Source organism: Neorhizobium sp. JUb45 (assembly GCF_004343585.1).
Lineage (GTDB): Bacteria > Pseudomonadota > Alphaproteobacteria > Rhizobiales > Rhizobiaceae > Neorhizobium.
Genome location: NZ_SLYW01000006.1, coordinates 73,026 through 90,388 on the forward strand (window position 1 = coordinate 73,026; position 17,363 = coordinate 90,388).

General features: G+C 56.9%; 19 protein-coding genes and 1 pseudogene. 16 read left to right on the forward strand and 4 right to left on the reverse strand.

Going from position 1 to position 17,363, the window contains the following annotated elements:
* The first annotated feature begins 22 nt into the window (after positions 1-22).
* The 3 genes from EDF70_RS21485 to EDF70_RS21495 all read left to right on the forward strand — a co-directional run bounded on the left by EDF70_RS21485 (position 23) and on the right by EDF70_RS21495 (position 1,609).
* On the forward strand, positions 23-277 hold the full coding sequence (locus EDF70_RS21485) for a type II toxin-antitoxin system Phd/YefM family antitoxin (protein ID WP_132277758.1): 255 nt from the start codon (positions 23-25) through the stop codon (positions 275-277).
* Complete coding sequence (locus EDF70_RS21490) at positions 274-696, forward strand: type II toxin-antitoxin system VapC family toxin (protein ID WP_132277760.1); 423 nt, start codon at positions 274-276, stop codon at positions 694-696. The genes EDF70_RS21485 and EDF70_RS21490 overlap by 4 nt, the downstream gene beginning before the upstream one ends.
* 583 nt (positions 697-1,279) lie before the next feature.
* Positions 1,280-1,609, forward strand: a complete 330-nt coding sequence (locus tag EDF70_RS21495; protein WP_132277762.1) for a LysR substrate-binding domain-containing protein — start codon at positions 1,280-1,282, stop codon at positions 1,607-1,609.
* A gap of 204 nt (positions 1,610-1,813) precedes the next feature.
* On the opposite strand, the gene EDF70_RS21500 is transcribed toward EDF70_RS21495, so the two are convergent.
* Complete coding sequence (locus EDF70_RS21500; RefSeq protein WP_132277764.1) at positions 1,814-2,575, reverse strand: DeoR/GlpR family DNA-binding transcription regulator; 762 nt, start codon at positions 2,573-2,575, stop codon at positions 1,814-1,816.
* A 91-nt stretch (positions 2,576-2,666) separates the two neighbouring features.
* Between EDF70_RS21500 and EDF70_RS21505 the strand changes: the two genes are divergently transcribed.
* Entirely contained in the window at positions 2,667-3,281 is a 615-nt protein-coding gene (locus tag EDF70_RS21505) for an NUDIX domain-containing protein (protein WP_132277766.1), read from the forward strand.
* Positions 3,275-3,355 (forward strand): annotated as a pseudogene (locus EDF70_RS21510) (DUF4406 domain-containing protein); the annotation flags it as partial. The gene EDF70_RS21505 and the pseudogene EDF70_RS21510, both read left to right, overlap by 7 nt.
* 595 nt (positions 3,356-3,950) lie before the next feature.
* Here EDF70_RS21510 and EDF70_RS21515 read toward each other — a convergent pair.
* Both EDF70_RS21515 and EDF70_RS21520 read right to left on the reverse strand, forming a co-directional pair.
* The gene (locus EDF70_RS21515; RefSeq protein ID WP_132277768.1) at positions 3,951-4,133 is read right to left on the reverse strand and encodes a hypothetical protein; all 183 of its coding nucleotides are present in this window, start codon (positions 4,131-4,133) and stop codon (positions 3,951-3,953) included.
* A gap of 556 nt (positions 4,134-4,689) precedes the next feature.
* The gene (locus EDF70_RS21520; protein ID WP_132277770.1) at positions 4,690-5,580 is read right to left on the reverse strand and encodes a LysR substrate-binding domain-containing protein; all 891 of its coding nucleotides are present in this window, start codon (positions 5,578-5,580) and stop codon (positions 4,690-4,692) included.
* A gap of 119 nt (positions 5,581-5,699) precedes the next feature.
* Between EDF70_RS21520 and EDF70_RS21525 the strand changes: the two genes are divergently transcribed.
* From EDF70_RS21525 to EDF70_RS21540, 4 genes are all read left to right on the forward strand, one after another.
* Entirely contained in the window at positions 5,700-6,179 is a 480-nt protein-coding gene (locus EDF70_RS21525) for a RidA family protein (protein ID WP_132277772.1), read from the forward strand.
* Positions 6,173-7,369 carry an aminotransferase class V-fold PLP-dependent enzyme gene (locus EDF70_RS21530; RefSeq protein ID WP_245519273.1) on the forward strand — a complete coding sequence of 399 codons (1,197 nt, stop codon included), beginning with the start codon at positions 6,173-6,175 and terminating at the stop codon, positions 7,367-7,369. Before EDF70_RS21525 ends, EDF70_RS21530 begins: the two co-directional genes overlap by 7 nt.
* A gap of 14 nt (positions 7,370-7,383) precedes the next feature.
* On the forward strand, positions 7,384-8,166 hold the full coding sequence (locus EDF70_RS21535; RefSeq protein WP_132277774.1) for an SDR family oxidoreductase: 783 nt from the start codon (positions 7,384-7,386) through the stop codon (positions 8,164-8,166).
* A 132-nt stretch (positions 8,167-8,298) separates the two neighbouring features.
* Positions 8,299-8,592, forward strand: coding sequence for an antibiotic biosynthesis monooxygenase (locus EDF70_RS21540; RefSeq protein ID WP_132278043.1), 294 nt, complete (start codon positions 8,299-8,301; stop codon positions 8,590-8,592).
* 114 nt (positions 8,593-8,706) lie between these two features.
* On the opposite strand, the gene EDF70_RS21545 is transcribed toward EDF70_RS21540, so the two are convergent.
* Entirely contained in the window at positions 8,707-9,459 is a 753-nt protein-coding gene (locus EDF70_RS21545) for a FadR/GntR family transcriptional regulator (RefSeq protein WP_132277776.1), read from the reverse strand.
* A gap of 453 nt (positions 9,460-9,912) precedes the next feature.
* Here EDF70_RS21545 and EDF70_RS21550 point away from each other — a divergent pair, with 453 nt between their 5' ends.
* The 7 genes from EDF70_RS21550 (at position 9,913) to EDF70_RS21580 (ending at position 17,316) form a co-directional block, all read left to right on the forward strand.
* Positions 9,913-10,386 carry a RidA family protein gene (locus EDF70_RS21550; protein ID WP_132277778.1) on the forward strand — a complete coding sequence of 158 codons (474 nt, stop codon included), beginning with the start codon at positions 9,913-9,915 and terminating at the stop codon, positions 10,384-10,386.
* Between the two features lie 22 nt (positions 10,387-10,408).
* Complete coding sequence (locus EDF70_RS21555) at positions 10,409-11,164, forward strand: amino acid ABC transporter ATP-binding protein (RefSeq protein ID WP_245519275.1); 756 nt, start codon at positions 10,409-10,411, stop codon at positions 11,162-11,164.
* Positions 11,165-11,174: 10 nt separating this feature from the next.
* Positions 11,175-11,843: an amino acid ABC transporter permease gene (locus EDF70_RS21560; protein WP_132277780.1), complete on the forward strand. Its 669-nt coding sequence runs from the start codon at positions 11,175-11,177 to the stop codon at positions 11,841-11,843.
* A 9-nt stretch (positions 11,844-11,852) separates the two neighbouring features.
* Entirely contained in the window at positions 11,853-12,503 is a 651-nt protein-coding gene (locus EDF70_RS21565; RefSeq protein ID WP_132277782.1) for an amino acid ABC transporter permease, read from the forward strand.
* Positions 12,504-12,544: 41 nt separating this feature from the next.
* Positions 12,545-13,390, forward strand: a complete 846-nt coding sequence (locus EDF70_RS21570) for a transporter substrate-binding domain-containing protein (protein WP_132277784.1) — start codon at positions 12,545-12,547, stop codon at positions 13,388-13,390.
* A 183-nt stretch (positions 13,391-13,573) separates the two neighbouring features.
* On the forward strand, positions 13,574-15,682 hold the full coding sequence (locus tag EDF70_RS21575; protein ID WP_132277786.1) for a hydantoinase/oxoprolinase family protein: 2,109 nt from the start codon (positions 13,574-13,576) through the stop codon (positions 15,680-15,682).
* Positions 15,679-17,316, forward strand: coding sequence for a hydantoinase B/oxoprolinase family protein (locus tag EDF70_RS21580; protein ID WP_132277788.1), 1,638 nt, complete (start codon positions 15,679-15,681; stop codon positions 17,314-17,316). The genes EDF70_RS21575 and EDF70_RS21580 overlap by 4 nt, the downstream gene beginning before the upstream one ends.
* Positions 17,317-17,363: the final 47 nt, after the last annotated feature.

Sequence of the window (17,363 nt, forward strand, 5' to 3'; positions counted from 1 at the left end):
ACGTTCCTACATAGAGGCGCATATGGGTACCAGCAGCTTGACCAGCCGGGAATTCAACCACGATGTCGGCAGAGCAAAAAAGGCTGCGGAGACGGGACCAGTGGTTATTACCGATCGAGGCCGGCCTTCGCACGTGTTGATGACGTATGGTGAGTTCGAGCGCCTGACAGGTAAACGTCACAATCTTGTCGATGTCCTATCAATGCCAGGCTTGTCGAACATCGATTTCGATCCGCCCAGAGCGATCATAGCAGCTCGCGAAGTCGATCTGTCTTGAAATATTTGCTCGACACAAACGTCGTTTCCGAACTCCGGAAGGTGGGCGACGGTAAAGCAGATCCGAACGTGACGGCGTGGATAAGCGGGCAGGAAGCGCGTGATTTGTATATTTCTGCGATCACAATTCTAGAGCTTGAGCGCGGCATACTCGACATTCAACTTCGTGACGTTACGCAGAGTTCTCGCCTGCGGGCATGGATGGATAGCCGGGTTCGTCCGGAGTTTTCTGAGCGGATCATACCTATCGATGATGCAATTGCGACGCGCTGCGCTCACTTACACGTTCCTGATCGCCGCAACGAAGCTGATGCAATCATTGCCGCCACAGCGCTCGTGCACGGGCATGTGGTCGTGACGCGCAACATTCAGGATTTTCAAGGAACTGGCGTTGTGCTCGTGGACCCGTGGCAAGCATAAGGTCGGGCATATCGGAGTTCCCGCGGCTATTTCAATCGGATTCTCGTGAGGCCTTCGCAGCGTGATGGGACATTTGAACCTTAGGAGAGCTAGCGGTAGGGCTTCGCAGAGAATCATCGCCTATAATCGAGATAAGGTAAATATACGTCGTTTATTGTATAGTAAAATACGGTGTTGGCGGTCAATTGATGATAAGCATTTCAATTCATATTCGGATCTAACGTATATCTGTTGATGAAAATTTCTATTCACTTCGTTAATATTGCGATTGCACGCATAGGTGGACTTTTGGTTGCCGCTGAAAACTGACTCGGCGGGGTGCGAGAACTTGGACCACCAGGAGGTAGTTGATGTATTCCTACGCGGGCAGACTACGAGCGGTTGAGCTTTGTATCCGGCTCGGTAGGCGGCTTAACGCGACCATCCGCCGGTTGGGTTATCCCACCAAGAATGCGCTGAGGGGCTGGTACCGTGAGTACTTACAGCATCTCGACCTGCTTGTTTAGTCGGCTTCCCGAGCGCCAAAATGTTCTGTGGCCGAGATGCAGGCGGCACTTAAGCACGTTTCGGCTCGGCCGTTCTTCTGCCAAGGCTTATACCACTCCTACGGCGCGAGGCGCCGACCGTATCTCTCGTTGTCACACATTCTGACCGAAGAGGCATGGTCCGCCAGATGATGGACGGCGAAGTGGATTTGGCGCTCGGTGTTTCTCCCGAAAACTCCCCGAATTCCAAGCGCTCGGTCTTGTTTGAACAGCGGTCTGTCTGCGTGGTGGCCGATGATGCGTCGGCCAAACTGACTATGGAAACCTACCAGCAGCGTCCGCATATTCTGGTGGCCATGAAGGAGCTTGGCGACAACGAGATAGACGTCGCGCTTGCCATTTGGGGCTTTCGCGGAAAATTGCATTGACGCTTCCCCACTGGAGTGTCGCTCAGAATTTGGTATCCAGCACAGACCTAATTCTCACGATCGCCAGCAGAGCATTGGGCTCATTGTCCTCTAGTCGCCGTTCTCACTCCCTCCCTTTCCTTTCACCATGAATTGGCATGATCGGCGACCCCATGACCCCGCACATCATTGGTTTCTTGAAGCAGTGAGGCGGGCGGTCGCGTCTTAGTCGTCGACCTCAACAACTGTAACTGCAGCTGACTTGAACTGATCAAGCTGCCCCGACTCATCTTGCCCCTCAGTAATGACCGTGGTGATCTCGCTCATGGGAACGATTTGATATGGCGATGCCGCGCCAAGCTTTTCTTTGGTGGCTATCACGATCGTCTCCCCTGCCTGTCGGGAGATCAGTCGTTTGATCGACGCTTCCTCTGCATCGCCTGTTGTCGCGCCTATCTCGGGGTGCAGGCCTGTTACGCCCATGAAGAAAATGTCGGTTTGAATGCGTGCGATGGCCTCAGCGCTCGTGGATCCGACGGTAACAATTGAATGCTTGAACAATCGACCGCCGATCATCTCCACTTCGATTGATGGATGTCCCGCCAATTCCACGGCGATGCTTGGACTGTGTGTAATAACGGTCGCTCTGAGATCAAGCGGGATTTGGCGAGCCAACTGTATGTTGCTGGTGCCCCCGTCCAGGAAGACGATCTGACCTCGCGCAATCAAACGAGCAGCGGCGCGGCCAAGGGACGATTTGGCAGAGGCGCCTATTGCCTGACGTGATGCGAAGTCAGCCTCAGCCGACGATGCAGGAAGCGCTCCACCATGGACCCGCTGCAACAAACCCTCTGCTGCCAATTCGCGCAGATCGCGCCGGATTGTGTCTTCCGAAATCCCGATCTCCTGACTGAACGACTTGGCGATCAAGCGGCCATCCCGCTGTAAAACCCGTTGTATGAGCGCTTTTCGTTCAGCCGTCAGCATGGTTCATCCGCGAAATAATCCTTGACTCTGCACGATATTGCACGAAAATTTACGAAAATCCAAATGTTGTTTTGAGAAACTGGAGCATTGAATGAGTATTTCGGATCGTGTCCGCGTGAACGGGGTCACCGTACTGTCTGACGATTGGTACATACTGAAGAAGACTGACTTCTCCTTCCGTCGAGCTGACGGAACTTGGCAACAGCAGTCGCGCGAAACCTACGACCGAGGGAATGGAGCAACGATCCTTCTCTACGACCGCGTTCGGCGGAGGGTGATCCTCACGAGACAGTTTCGCTATCCGGCGTTCGTAAACGGACACGACGATTTGCTGATCGAGGCACCGGCCGGGTTACTGGATAACGCCGAGCCTGAAACGCGGATTAGGGCGGAAACCGAAGAGGAGACCGGGTTCCGCGTGCGCGAGGTTCGGCAGATTTTTGATGCCTTCATGAGCCCGGGTTCTGTGACCGAACGGCTTCACTTCTTCGTGGGAGAATACGAACCCGGTGATCGCGCAGGGCAGGGCGGCGGCAACGAGCAGGAGGGGGAAGATATTGCTGTTCTTGAGATTTCCATCGAGGAGGCGCTGAATATGGTCTCTTCTGGGATGATCCGGGACGCAAAAACAATCATGCTATTGCAGTACGCCGCGCTGAACATCTTTACTGCCGCTAGCCCTACCTTGGAGGATAAACCGTGCTGATTTTGATCGCTGGTCCATACCGTTCAGGCAAGGGTGATGATCCCGAGAAGATAGCAGCCAACCTGCGGCAACTCCGGCCCCGAGTCGGTCTTCTATACCCCAACAACTCACCGTATTGATTTGATCAAAAGCCGCTGTATGGCGGTCATTATCACTGTCCAAGCAGATCTTGCTCTCATGTCCGGTGGTTGGATTTCGTGTAGTTGGGAGATCGGTCTGGGGCGACGGTGGGGCGCAAGCACTTGAAATCACCATAAGCAGTGCTAGACGCTCATGCAGCCTGTCGCTACCGGTGGATCACAGATTTCGATCAATCGGTACGTTAACGTACTGAGCAGGATGCCAAATGTTATATCAGTAACATCCGCACTACTGTAGCGGATGTCACTGCATTCACGAATCAGGAATTTCATTTTTGCCCCATCGCGGTTTTAGGTGGCTTCAGCCGCCAGGGTCGGAACGGTGGTTTGGCTTTTATGAGGGCGACAAGCGCGCCGAAGTTTGGGCAGAGGGCTCCAATGGCAATTACGTTGCAGCATGGTGTTGGTCAGTACCAGACTTTAAGATCACTGGTTCAATTGCCGGAACAGGCAACGACGATGCAGACCGCTACTCTGCGCAGGTGATCGCCGCTCACGCGTTCTTGGATGCGAGGGATCAAACCTGATTTCACCAGTCGGTTTCAAAGGAAAGACGACCTTTGGCGACATAGTTGCTTTGCTTGTCGCGCACCCTGACGATGATTCTTGCATTGGAAGTACCGATGAATTCGTCACGAGCAATGTCGGTTAGTATCTTGCCTACCTGTCTGCCCACGCTGTCAAACGACCGATGTCTCGTGGAAACTTCCACATCAAAAACTCCCGTGACATGGACGTTTGAGAAACGCCGCCTAATTATGATGCCGGTAGAAGCTCACAACAGCAAACTGACGGCAGCGAGCTATGAAAAATGGCGTGCAAATTGGCAGTGCTATGACGCCGCATTGTCCGAGGATAAGACCTGACGCCGCGGTTGATATTCCTCAGATTTCGATTTCCGAAGTGGAGGTCATTTCAGCCTTTCGCGAAGGAGCCGATGCTGCCCTCCAAGGGGCCCATGCTTTAAGCTGTCCTTATCTCAATGACCTTCAGAGCGCTGCAAATTACACTGCTTGGATGGAAGGCTTCGGCTCGTACGAGCAGAGATAACCGGTTGCCCGATACACGTGGAAAACGCTGGATTACGCCTCAAGCCTTCGGTTGACCTGACAACGAACCTACAATTCATTTTTGAGCGGATAGTTCGCGCAATGACTCGGAAACATCGCCCCTAGCACTCATAGGATCGTGAGAACCCGCCTGTCGTCCCGTGAATAAAGGATACGCTTGCTGTCTCGCCGAGATTTAACCAGCGAATAGCCACAGGCCTACGACTGGAGTTCAGTTTTAAGCCAGGCCACGAATGCCTCGATAATGGCTACATTCTTTGAATTTGGATCATATGCGGCCCAATACGCCGCCCTCTCTGAGCTGAATCTTATTGGCAGCGGTTTAATCAAACGCCCGTGCCGCAGATGCTCCTTGATGAGCAGGTTTCTGCCCATGGCAATGCCTTGGCCATCCAGCGCTGCCTGCAGAACGATGTTGTAATCGGTCAGGCGCACCTGCTTTGCTTCATCAATGGAGAGGCGTGCGTTCCCACTCCACAACTTCCACTCGAGCCCGCTGCTCGCCTGCAAAATAGGCTGACAAAGCAGATCATCGGGAGACTGGAACCGCAACCCGTCTCCGTAGAGAACCGGGCTCATGACAGGCGACAGCTCCTCGTTGAGGAGATGGATGCCTCCCTGTTTGTCTGCACTGAAGTCACCGAAACGGATGGCAACGTCTGCCTCTCCACGCCTGACGTCCACGACACGTAGTGTCGGGTCCAGATCGAGATCGATAGTCGGGTATTCCTTTTGAAACCGCTCGAGGCGGCTGACCAGCCAGTTCGCAGCAAAGGACGGGAGGAGGCTGACACGCACGGCAGTCCGGCCAGATCGAGACCGTGCTTCTGCCGTTCCTTTCGCCAGCAGGGACAATGCATGATCCACAGTCGACAGAAACGTCGCACCCTCTTCAGTCAACTCGATGCTTTTGCTTTTTCGTTGGAAAAGCCGAGTGCCCAATGCGGTTTCGAGCTGCTTGATGTGGTGACTGACGGCGCTTTGCGTGATCAGCAGCTCCTCACCAGCCAGCCGAAAGCTTAAGCTGCGGGCTACCGCCTGGAATACCCTGAGAGCGGGGAGTGGAGGAAGAAACGGAGAGCTTCGCAATTCTGACTTGCCTCAGAAAGATGGTCTGCCTGACATTAGCAATTTAGATCGCACAGCGCAAAGCTTTGAATTGGCCGATGGCTTCGATTTCTTCCATGAGGGATGAAAAGGAGAACCATATGTCGATATCCATCCGCGAAAAGCTGAAAACCCTCGGGATTGAATTGCCAGCTCCGACTGCGCCGGTCGCCAGCTACGTGTCAGTAACGCGAGCGGGCAATCACCTGTTCATATCCGGCCAGATCAGCAAGGCTCCCAATGGCGAAGTCGTTGCTGGAACGCTCGGAAAGGATTGTTCGGATGAGCAGGGCACCGAGGCAGCACGCGTGGCGGCCATCAATATTCTCGCCCAGATCGCAGCCAACACAGACGGCTCGCTCTCATCCGTGCGGCGTATCCTCAAGCTAAGGGTCTATATTGCTGCAACACAAGAATTTGAGGACCATTCCCGGATTGCAAATGGCGCTTCCGACCTGATGGTTGCTGTCTTCGGTGAGGCTGGCAAACATGCAAGAGCCGCACTCGGAATGAGTTCTCTCCCCGCCGGAGCCGCTGTCGAGATCGACGCGATTGTTGAGCTAGAGGAAAGCAAGTGCTGACAAATACCAGGGTCCAGAGCTTGCGAGCCGCCACCCCGGGCTGCGCTGAACGCGTCCATTTCAACCATGCAGGCGCATCTCTTCCCCCGAAGACTGTCACCGATGCTGTGATAAGGCACCTGACGCTGGAAGCATCACGAGGCCCGATGGAGGCTGCGGCCATCGTTGCAGATCATATCTCAACCATACGCCTCAATGCGGCAAATCTGATCGGGGCCGAGCCAACCGATATCGCATTCGGCTCGTCGGGCTCGGCTGTGTGGGGCATGGTCTTTGCGGCCTTGCCGCCTCTGCGCCAAGGCGATCGCATTCTTGTCGGCCGGCATGAATGGGGTGGCAATGTCGCAACGATGCAGCGAGCAGTAAGTCGTGCCGGCGCCCGCATTGACGTCATCCCGTGCCGCCAAGATGGAAGTGTCGACGCGGATGCGCTGGCTGCCATGATCGATGATAAGGTACGCCTGATTTCATTGACCTGGCTCCCAGCAAACGGCGGTCTGATCAATGATGCTGAAGCCATCGGCAAAATCGCCAAAGCCGCTGGTATTCCCTACATGGTCGACGCCGGGCAAGCGCTGGGTCAGATCCCGATCGATGTTGCAAAAGTCGGTTGCGACGTGCTCAAGGCCGCAGGGAGGAAGCATCTGCGCGGACCGCGGGGCACCGCGCTATTGTACATACGGTCGGGGTTTCTGCACCACCTAAACCCACCTTTTGTGGACGTAAGCTCTGGTCCGCTCATTAATGGCTTGCCACAACTGCGATCAGACGCGCGCCTGTTCGAAACAGCCGAGACGTCAGTCGCGTCGCTGATGGGCGTGGGCGAGGCGATCACACTTGCGTCGGAGGTAGGTGTAACGGAGATTCGTGATCGCATCGGCATGCTTTCAGGAAGGCTGAGGGAGCGATTACGGCTTGTTCCCGGGGTCGAATTGCATGATCTCGGATCGACGTATTCCGGGCTAGTCTCGTTCACAGTGGAGGGAATCTTAGCATCGAGCGTCAGAAACAGCCTCGCCGAAAAAGGCATAAATATCGGTGCGAACGGAGTGTCCTATACGCCATACGACATGACCGCGCGTGGCTTGCAAGAAATTGCTCGTGCCTCGGTGAGCTACCTCAATACCGAGGATGAGGTCTCTCATCTCGTCGAGGCGGTCGAAGCAATCGCCCAGACGGCCAAAAGATAGACGGAGAACGTGCAATGGATCTTGGAATAGCTGGCAAACGGGCAATCGTCTGCGCAAGCTCGAAAGGGCTTGGCAGAGGCGTTGCGGAGAAGCTTGCGGAGGCCGGCGCCATCGTTACCATCAACGGCCGAAACCGTGAAACACTCAAGGTAACGGCGCATGACATCCAAAAACAAACCAAGTCCGAGGTTCAAATCGTCGTCGCCGACGTCACCACCGTGGAAGGCCGCGAGGCGCTCCTGGAAGCGGAACCGAATCCGGATATCCTGGTCACCAATGCAGGTGGCCCACCACCGGGCCTCTGGTCAGACTGGGCGGAGGATGACTGGCTGAATGCCCTCAATGCCAGCATGTTGACGCCGATATTGCTGATGAAAGGGGTCCTGCCAGGGATGATCACCAGGAAATGGGGAAGGGTGATCAATATCACCTCGGCATCGGTAAAATCGCCGATCCCCGAACTGGGGCTTTCGAACGCGTCACGCAGCGGGCTCACCGGGTTTGTCGCAGGAACGGCGAGGCAGGTGGCAAAGCACGGCGTTATCATCAACAATCTTCTTCCCGGTTCACATGAGACCGATCGTACAACGAGTTTTCTGAAGAGGACTGCCGCAGAACGAAACATCAGCATTGATGAGGCTCGGCTGGAAGCACATGCGCGCAACCCGACAGGCCGGTTCGGCACGTCAGAGGAGTTTGGTGCGGCCGCGGCTTTTCTCTGTAGCCAATATGCGGGCTTTATCGTGGGACAGAATCTTATGCTCGATGGCGGGGCGTTCACGTCCACACTTGGATAGGATGGCGACGAACGGCCAATCTTCGCCCCAAAGATATTTCAGTTTCCGGCCCCACCGCCTCGCTATCATGGTACCGCAATCTAACGCGGTATTTATATGTTCCGCCTTCAAATCTCGGAATGGAGAATGAATATGGATAACCTAGTAAACCAAGTCCGGCTGTCTGGTTTTCTGCGTTGCACGACTGCCGAGGAGGTCGAGATCGTCAAAGCGTATCTTCCGGATCATCTGCTCTTGACGAAGGCAGAACCGGGTTGTCTCTCATTTGAAGTGTCGCAGACGGAAGATCCTTCCGTCTGGCGTGTCGAGGAAGTGTTCTCAGATCAAGCAGCTTTTGATTTTCATCAACAGCGCACGCGTGCATCCGCCTGGTTCTCTGCTACGTCAAGGATCGTCAGGGACTACGTAGTCACTGTATCTCCTTAGATCATCAACTATTCGCTGTTTACAGACATGTTTCACGAACCACCTGGGTGACCGGTTCATATCTCTTCAAGACCATACCTATCACACTATCACCAGCAGGTTTGCACACGCGCCTCATTCGTCTTGCGCTATATTGCTAAGCGGAGAACTCGTCCCGTCTGAAAATCCCCGGTAGCGTAAATGGCTTCTGTTCAGATGCGCACGCATCGCTTCCCGGGCCTTCTCCGAGTTGCCTGTGCTGATTGCTTCGCAGATCGCCCGATGTTCCATAACTGTGTTTTGGACGTAGTCACCAGTGATCAGCGCCGGATTCAACTCTTTCGAGAACGCCGGCTGCGGCAAAATCTGCAGGCTCATGAGGCTGAAAAATTCGATGAAGGCGCCGTTGTTGGTCGCTTCCGCGATTGAACGGTGGAAAACGAAATCGAGGTGATCGAGGGCGGCATCGTCATCCAGCGATGCCTCGAACTGACGTGCTGCATTCCAGATGTTGGATTCCTGCGCCCAAGAACGCCGCACGGCCGCCAGCCCTGCGGCATGCACCTCGAAGGCCATGCGCAGTTCAAGCAGATCCATGAACGATGTTTTCAGACGAGACAGGGGAGCAAGTGCGACATCCGCATCGAATGTACCGGGATCGTCCGTTTCCGCGCGTGGCGGCTCCAGCACGAATACGCCGACGCCATGGCGTGCCTCGACGATGCCATCCGACCGCAGGGCCGATACTGCCTCGCGAATAACCGTTCTGCTGACGCCAAACTGCTGCGACAGCTGGCTGAGCGACCCGAGCTTGAAGCCCTTTGCAAGCTGGCTGTCGCTGATGTGGGTCTTTAATGCCCGTATGGTGCGGCCAGTCAATGTATCCAAAAGTCACCCGTATCGTCACGCGCGGTCGGTGCGTATGTTTGTCAAATCACCTTAAGGTAGCACGACTTGGCGCAGTGATGCTACCTCCCAATTGACAAATTCCTTTAAAGAGTGCGCACTCCTGAATTTGGTTTGGGTTTTCCGTCTGAATTGCAGCGGCTAATCCATTTTTCTCAAAAAATATAATTTTGGCTGTCCGCTGCCTGCGGGCGTTATTCCGGTGGTGATGCCGTGAAATAATTCATTTAAAACAATGTTTTAGGCCGCATCTCATTGAGTTGTCGACAAAGAGATACCATCACTAGAATGGATATTGACAAGAGATAGTATTTCAATAATCTCAGGGCATAAGAAGTGAACAAACGACCAGCCTGAGAAAATTGTATGGCGATTTGTTCCGGGAACGTGGTTCGCGCTTACGGCGCGTTCAATAAAATCAGATGGAAAGCTGCTATGAGTGTCGTCGCCGCACGTCTCTCCGAGCGGGGCATCGTATTGCCTTCAATTGCCCCGGCTTCAGGAAACTACATCTCCCATAGGCTCGTCGGAAGCCTTTTGTTCGTATCGGGCCAGATCCCCAGGATTGATGGTGTCGAGCATTATGTCGGTGTCGTCGGACAGGAGATCTCGCCTGAGGACGGCTACAAGGCCGCCCGCCTTTGCGCGCTTAACATTGTTGCGCGGGTGAGGGCGGCGTTGGATGGAGATCTTGATCGTGTCGTCGCCTGCGTCCAACTGCGCGGTTTCGTCAATGCACCTGCGGATTTCAAAGGTCATCCGGCTGTGATCGATGGCGCCTCCGATCTTCTGGTGGAGGTTTTTGGAGGCAAGGGTCGCCATGTGCGCACGGCACTCGGCGCCGGATCGTTGCCGCGCGGATCGTCGGTCGAGGTCGATGCCATTTTCGAAGTCGCACCAAAAGCCTGACAACAAAAAAGGGGAACTGGCCATGAACGGGACCAGCATGTCGGAAAAAGCCATCGCCATGAGCGGCGTCAACAAGTGGTACGGCCACCTGCAGGTGCTGAAGGGCATCGACCTTGAGGTCGGTCGCGGCGAACATATCGTCCTTTGCGGTCCATCCGGTTCGGGCAAGTCCACCCTCATTCGCTGCATCAATCATCTTGAGGAAATCCAGGAGGGCAGTATCGCCGTCAATGGTACCACGCTCAGCCAGAAGGGCAGCAATGCGGATCACATCCGTCGCGATGTCGGCATGGTTTTCCAGCAGTTCAATCTTTTCCCGCATTTGACGGTGCTGCAGAACTGCATGCTGGCGCAACGCCGCGTGCGCAAGGCGTCCGCAGCCGAGGCGAAGGAAAAGGCAATGCGTCATCTGGATCGGGTGCACATTGCCGAGCAGGCCGAAAAATACCCCGCCCAGCTCTCCGGTGGACAGCAGCAGCGCGTGGCGATCGCCAGGGCGCTCTGCATGGATCCGCAGATCATGCTGTTCGACGAGCCGACATCGGCGCTCGATCCGGAAATGGTCAAGGAAGTGCTCGACACGATGATCTCGCTGGCCGATGACGGCATCACGATGATCTGCGTGACGCATGAAATGGGCTTCGCCCGCGCGGTCGCGCATCGCGTCATCTTCATGGATCGCGGCGAGATCATCGAAAGCGCCAAGCCGGACGTGTTCTTCAGCAATCCTGCCCATGAGCGCACCAAGACTTTCCTTGGCCAGATTCTCAATCATTGAGGCGCGGCTGATGAATTATACTTTCGATTTCACCCCCGTCCTTGCCGCATGGCCATCGCTTCTCGACGGCATCATCGGCACGCTGAGAATGTCGTCCCTGTCGATGGTCTTCGGCCTCAGCCTCGGCATCGTCTTCATGATGATGCGGATGAGCAAGAACAAGGCGCTGCGGGCCATCGCCATCGGTTATATCGAGCTGATCCGCAACACGCCGATCCTCGTGCAGGTCTTCTTCGTTTTCTTCGGCATGCCGGCACTTGGCATCCGGCTGAGCGGCGAACAGGCAGCGATCCTAGCCATGACGCTCAACTGTGCGGCCTATGCGGCGGAGATCGTGCGCGGCGGCGTCCAGTCGATACGACCAGGACAGTTCGAGGCGGGCAGGGCGCTCGGCATGCATGCGATCGATATCTACCGGTTCATCGTGTTCCGGCCGGCGATCAGGGCGGTCTATCCGGCTTTGTGCAGCCAGTTCATTCTGATGATGCTGAATTCCAGCCTGATGTCGTCGGTCTCTGCCGAGGAACTGACCTATTTCGCCCAGACGCTGGATTCCCAGACCTTCCGCAGCTTCGAGATCTATCTCACGCTCGGCGTCATCTACCTGGCAATGTCGCAGTTCTTCTCAATCGCTCTCGGCATGATCGGCCGGGTCTATTTCTCCTATCCGGCAAAGTGAGGCACTGCGATGATCCGTCAGTTTGGTTCCGGAGAATTCCTCTTTCTGCTTGAAGGCGCGCGTTGGACCGTTGTGCTTTCACTTCTCGCCTTCTTTTTCGGCGGCATGCTCGGTCTCGCCGTTGCACTCGGCCGCACCGGCAAATGGAAATGGCTACGCATCCTGACGGCCACCTATATCCAGATCTTTCAGGGCACGCCGCTGCTGGTGCAGCTGTTCTTCGTCTATTTCGGCCTGCCGCTCCTGGGCTTCAAGGTGGATGTCTGGGTGGCGCTGACCATCGGCCTGTCGCTTCACACCAGCGCGTTTCTCGGCGAAATCTGGCGCGGCAGCATCCAGGCGGTGCCGGATGGCCAGAGCGAGGCGGCCCGCGCGCTCGGCATCGGCTACATGCACCGGATGGTGGATGTCGTCCTGCCGCAGGCATTCCGCATCGGTCTGCCGGCCACGATCAGCTTTCTCGTCAACCTGATCAAGGGCACGGCGCTGGCCGCGCTGCTCGGGATGACGGAACTGACCCGGTCGGGTCAGCTGATGGCCAACATCACGTTTCAGCCGCTGCAGGTCTACGGGGCGGTCGCACTCATCTACTTCATCATCTGCGTACCCCTGACCTATTGCAGTGCACGCATCGAGCGGCGTCTCAACACCGCGCGATAAAACAAGAACGCATGCCAAAAAAACCAACCAGAGGTGACCATATGTTCAATACAGCATTGACCGTTTCGCGTTCGAAAGTTTTGGGCGGCCTTGCCGCCATGCTTCTGGCCGCAACCTCCTTTGCGACAGCCGCACTGGCGGTGACGCCGGAGGAAATCAAGGCCAAGGGTACCGCCACGATCGGCGTGCAGATGGACCAGTTCCCGTGGGGCTTCATCGGTGCGAAAGGCGAAAATGACGGCTTCGATATCGATATCGCCAAGCTGATCGCCAAGGAGCTCGGTGTCGAGGTCAAATTCGAGCGCATTACCGGCCAGAACCGCATTCCGCTGCTGGTCAACGGCAATGTCGACTTCCTCGTCCCCTCGATGACGATTACCGAGGAGCGTGCCAAGGTCATCCAGTACGCCATTCCCTATTCGTCGAACGACATCACTGTCTGGGGCAAGACGGATGCGGATATCAAGGCAAACGAGGATCTCTCGAAATTCGTGATCGGCGTCAATCGCGGAAGTGCCTTCGAACCGCTGCTGGTCAAGGTTGCGCCGAAAGACACTCAGATCAAGCGCTTTGATGATGACGCGACGACCGTTCAGGCGCTTCTGTCCGGTCAGGTCGATGCCATTCTGGGAAGTGTCACTTATGGTCTCGTCATCAAGGAGACCGGCAACGATGCGCAGTTCGGGCGCAAATACAAGGTTTCCGACAATTTCCAGGGCATGGCTGTTCGCAAGGGTGACCAGGAAATGCTCGATTTTCTCAACGATTTCGTCGCCCGCCATACCGCTGACGGCACGCTGGACGCCCTCTACAAGAAGTGGATCGGCGTAGACCGTGCGAAACTTCCGACAACGCTGCCGGGCGTCGATTTCACAGGCAAGCAGTAAATAACAGCGCCAAGGCCCTGCGCGGTCACCAGCCGCGGCCGCGCAGGACGGCACAAACATCAACAACTGAAGAGCTTTTGGCCCCCGCCGCTTCGCGCGGGCGGGGACAGGCCTCTGCACGCCGAAAACCGGGTTTTCAGGCAGGGCGCAACAATAGCTCGCTTACGGAGCATGAGACAGACAATGGCGAAAGATGGCAAGCAGATCAGGGTCGGTGTCGATATCGGTGGCACCTTCACCGACGTTGCGATGGAGGTAGGCATCACGCTCCATTCGATCAAAGTTCTGACCGATTATTCTTATCCCGAAAACGCGATCGTCAAGGGGGTTCGCGAAGTCGCGGAAGTGGCCGGAGTGGACCTTTCCGAGATCGATACGATCATCCATGGCACGACGCTGGCCACCAACGCGCTGATCGAGCGCCGTGGTGCCCGCACCGCCTTCATCACCACCAAGGGATTTCGCGACGTCATCGAAATGCGCACTGAAAGCCGTTTCGAGCAGTATGATCTCGATATCGTGCTGCCGGCACCGCTGGTGCCGCGCAACGAACGTTTTGTCATCGATGAGCGTATCGGCGCCGATGGTTCGGTGCTGAAGGCTCTTGATCTCGCAGAAGTCGACGCGCTGTGCGACGCCATCATCGCGGCCGGCTACGACAGCGTCGCCATCGGTTTCATCCACTCCTATCTGAACGGCGCCCATGAAAAGGTCGTCCGCGACCGTCTGCTCGCCAAGAAAGCCGACATCTCGGTGTCGATCTCGTCGGAAGTTTCGCCGCAGATGCGCGAATTCCAGCGCTTCAATACCGTCTGCGCCAATGCCTTCGTCAAGCCGCTGATGGCATCCTATCTCAATCGTCTCGTCGGTCGTCTGACCGAAGAGGGCACGCGCTGCCCGGTTTTCATGATCCATTCGGGTGGTGGCATCATCAGCGTCGAAAGCGCCATCGAGTTTCCGGTACGCCTGCTGGAATCCGGCCCGGCCGGCGGCGCGATCTTCGCGGCCCATATCGCCAGCAGCTACGGTCTCGACCAGGTGCTTTCCTATGACATGGGTGGCACGACCGCCAAAATCTGCCTGATTGAAAAGCAGACACCCAAGACGTCCAAGACTTTCGAGGTGGCCCGCACCTGGCGCTTCAAGAAGGGAAGCGGCATGCCGATCTCGATCCCGGTGATCGAAATGGTAGAAATCGGTGCCGGCGGTGGTTCGATTGCGACAATCGACAGCATGCGCCAGATCCGCGTGGGACCGCACAGCGCGGGTTCCGAGCCGGGTCCGGCCTGCTATGGCCGTGGCGGCGCAAACCCGACCGTCACCGACGCAGATCTGATCCTTGGTCGCCTCGATCCGGACGAATTTGCCGGTGGCGCGATGAAGCTCGACCGCCCCGCTTCCGACAAGGCCATGGATGCGGACCTCGCATCGAAACTCGACACGGATATCGCCACGGCCGCCTACGGCCTCAGCGAAGTTGTCGACGAGAACATGAGCAATGCGGCCCGTATGCATGCGGTGGAAAACGGCAAGGAGCTTTCCGAGTTCACAATGATCGCGTTTGGCGGCGCGGCACCCATCCATGCCGCGCGGCTGTGCGAAAAGCTCGGCATGGCAGATCTCTTGATCCCGCCGGGGGCCGGTGTCGGTTCAGCCATCGGCTTTCTGCGGGCGCCCTTCGGTTTTGAGAGTGTACGCAGCGCCTATAGCCGCCTCAGCCGCTTCGATGCCGCCGCAATCAACCAGACGGTTGCCGAGCTAAGCGCCGAGGCAATCTCCTTCGTGCGCTCCGGTTCGCCCGAAGCTAACCCGGATCTCGAATGCATCGCATACATGCGTTATGTCGGCCAGGGCTGGGAAGTGCCGGTGACGATCGATGTGCGCGATTATGCGGATGCCGATGGCGACCTTTTCCGAAAACTGTTCGACGAACAGTACGAGCACTTTTTTGGCCGCGTCATCGATGGCCTCGATGTCGAGATCGTCAGCTGGTCGCTGAGAGCAACCTCGAAGGTTACTCCGCCGGATCGGATCGGCCGGACGGCGAAGACGAACGCGGCAAAAGTGCGCGGCACCCGCGAAATTTTCGATGTGCAGGAAGGCAGCTTCCAGACGGCATCGATCGTTTCGCGTGCCGACATGAAGAGCGGCGAATTCGTACCCGGCCCCGCCGTCATCACCGAACGCGAGACCTCGACCATCATCACCGCCAGCCGCGAAGTCATCATGCAGGCCGATGGCTGCCTGCTCATACGCGTCAAGCAAAGCGCTTCAACGGAGGATTTGACATGAAAACCAACGCACTTTCCGAGGTCCACATGCAGATCATGTGGAACCGCCTGATCTCCGTCGTCGAAGAACAGGCCGTCACCCTCATCCGCACCGCCTTTTCGACCAGCGTACGTGAATCGGGCGACCTCTCCGCCGGTGTCTTCAACCGTGGTGGTCTGATGATCGCCCAGGCGGTTACCGGCACACCGGGTCACGTCAACGCCATGGCCGAGGCAGTGGGCCATTTTATCCACGATATCGGGCCTGAGAACATTTTTGAAGGTGATGTCTACATCACCAATGATCCCTGGAAGGGCACAGGTCACCTTCACGACTTCACGGTGGTTTCACCAAGCTTCCGTAACGGTGCGCTGGTCGGATACTTTGCCTGCACCGCACATGTGGTTGATGTCGGCGGCCGCGGTTTTGGCCCGGATGCCAATGAAGTTTACGAAGAGGGCATTTTTGTCCCGATCATGAAATTTGCGGAACGCGGCAAGGTCAACAAGGATCTCGTCAACATCCTGCACAACAACGTGCGCGAAAGCCATCAGGTGGTCGGCGACGTCTATTCGCTGGCGGCCTGCAACGAGATCGGCCATCGCCGCCTGATGGACATGATGGAGGAATTCCAGCTCGCCGATCTGGAGACACTGGGCGAATTCATCTTCAAGCGCAGCTATGACGCCACGATTGAACGCATCGCCGCGCTGCCGAAGGGCTCCTATTCCAACACGATGCGGGTCGATGGTTACGGTTCGCCGATCGATATCGCGGTGCGTGTCGATGTCGAAGGCGATCACATCCTCGCCGACTTCGACGGCACCTCGCCGCCGAGCCCGAAAGGCATCAACTGCCCGATTATCTATTCGGCGGCCTATGCATGCTACGGCATGAAGGTTGCGATCGCACCCGATATTCCAAATAACCACTATTCGCTCCTGCCGTTCCGCGTAACGGCACCGAAAAACTGCATCCTCAATGCCCAGCATCCGGCGCCGGTTTCGGTGCGCCATGTGCTCGGCCACCTCGTGCCGGACGCGGTGCTCGGCGCCGTGCACAAGATGCTGCCCGGCAAGGTGCCGGCGGAAGGAGCAGGGGCGTTGTGGAACCTGCATGTCAGCGTCCGCCCGCTGCAAGGCGACAAGGCGCCTTCCGATCGCGGCCAGCGGGCCGAGGTGCTGCTGTTCAACAGCGGCGGCGCCGGTGCCCGCTCGACGCTCGACGGCCTCAGTGCCACGGCTTTCCCGAGCGGCGTGCATTCCATGTCGATCGAGGCCACCGAACATGTCGGCCCGGTGATCTTCTGGCGCAAGGAACTGCGTGACGGTTCCGGTGGTGCTGGCCAGTTTCGTGGCGGTCTCGGCCAGGTGGTGGAAATCTCCACGACCGAAGGTCACGAAATGCACTTCAATGCCATGTTCGACCGCGTCGATCATCCGCCGCGCGGCCGCGAGGGTGGCGAGAACGGTGCAGCTGGTGCCGTCCTTCTTGACGACGGCACGCGTCTTCAGACCAAGGGGCGTCAATACGTGCCGGCCGGCCGCAGGCTGATCCTGCAGCTTCCCGGCGGCGGCGGCTACGGTGCGCCGGACAAGCGTGATCCGGCCGCGGCGCAGCGAGACGTTGATTTCGACTACGCGCCGAAAGGCTGACCAGAGCGGATGCCGGCGGGAAAACCCCGCCGGTCCCGACCAACTGT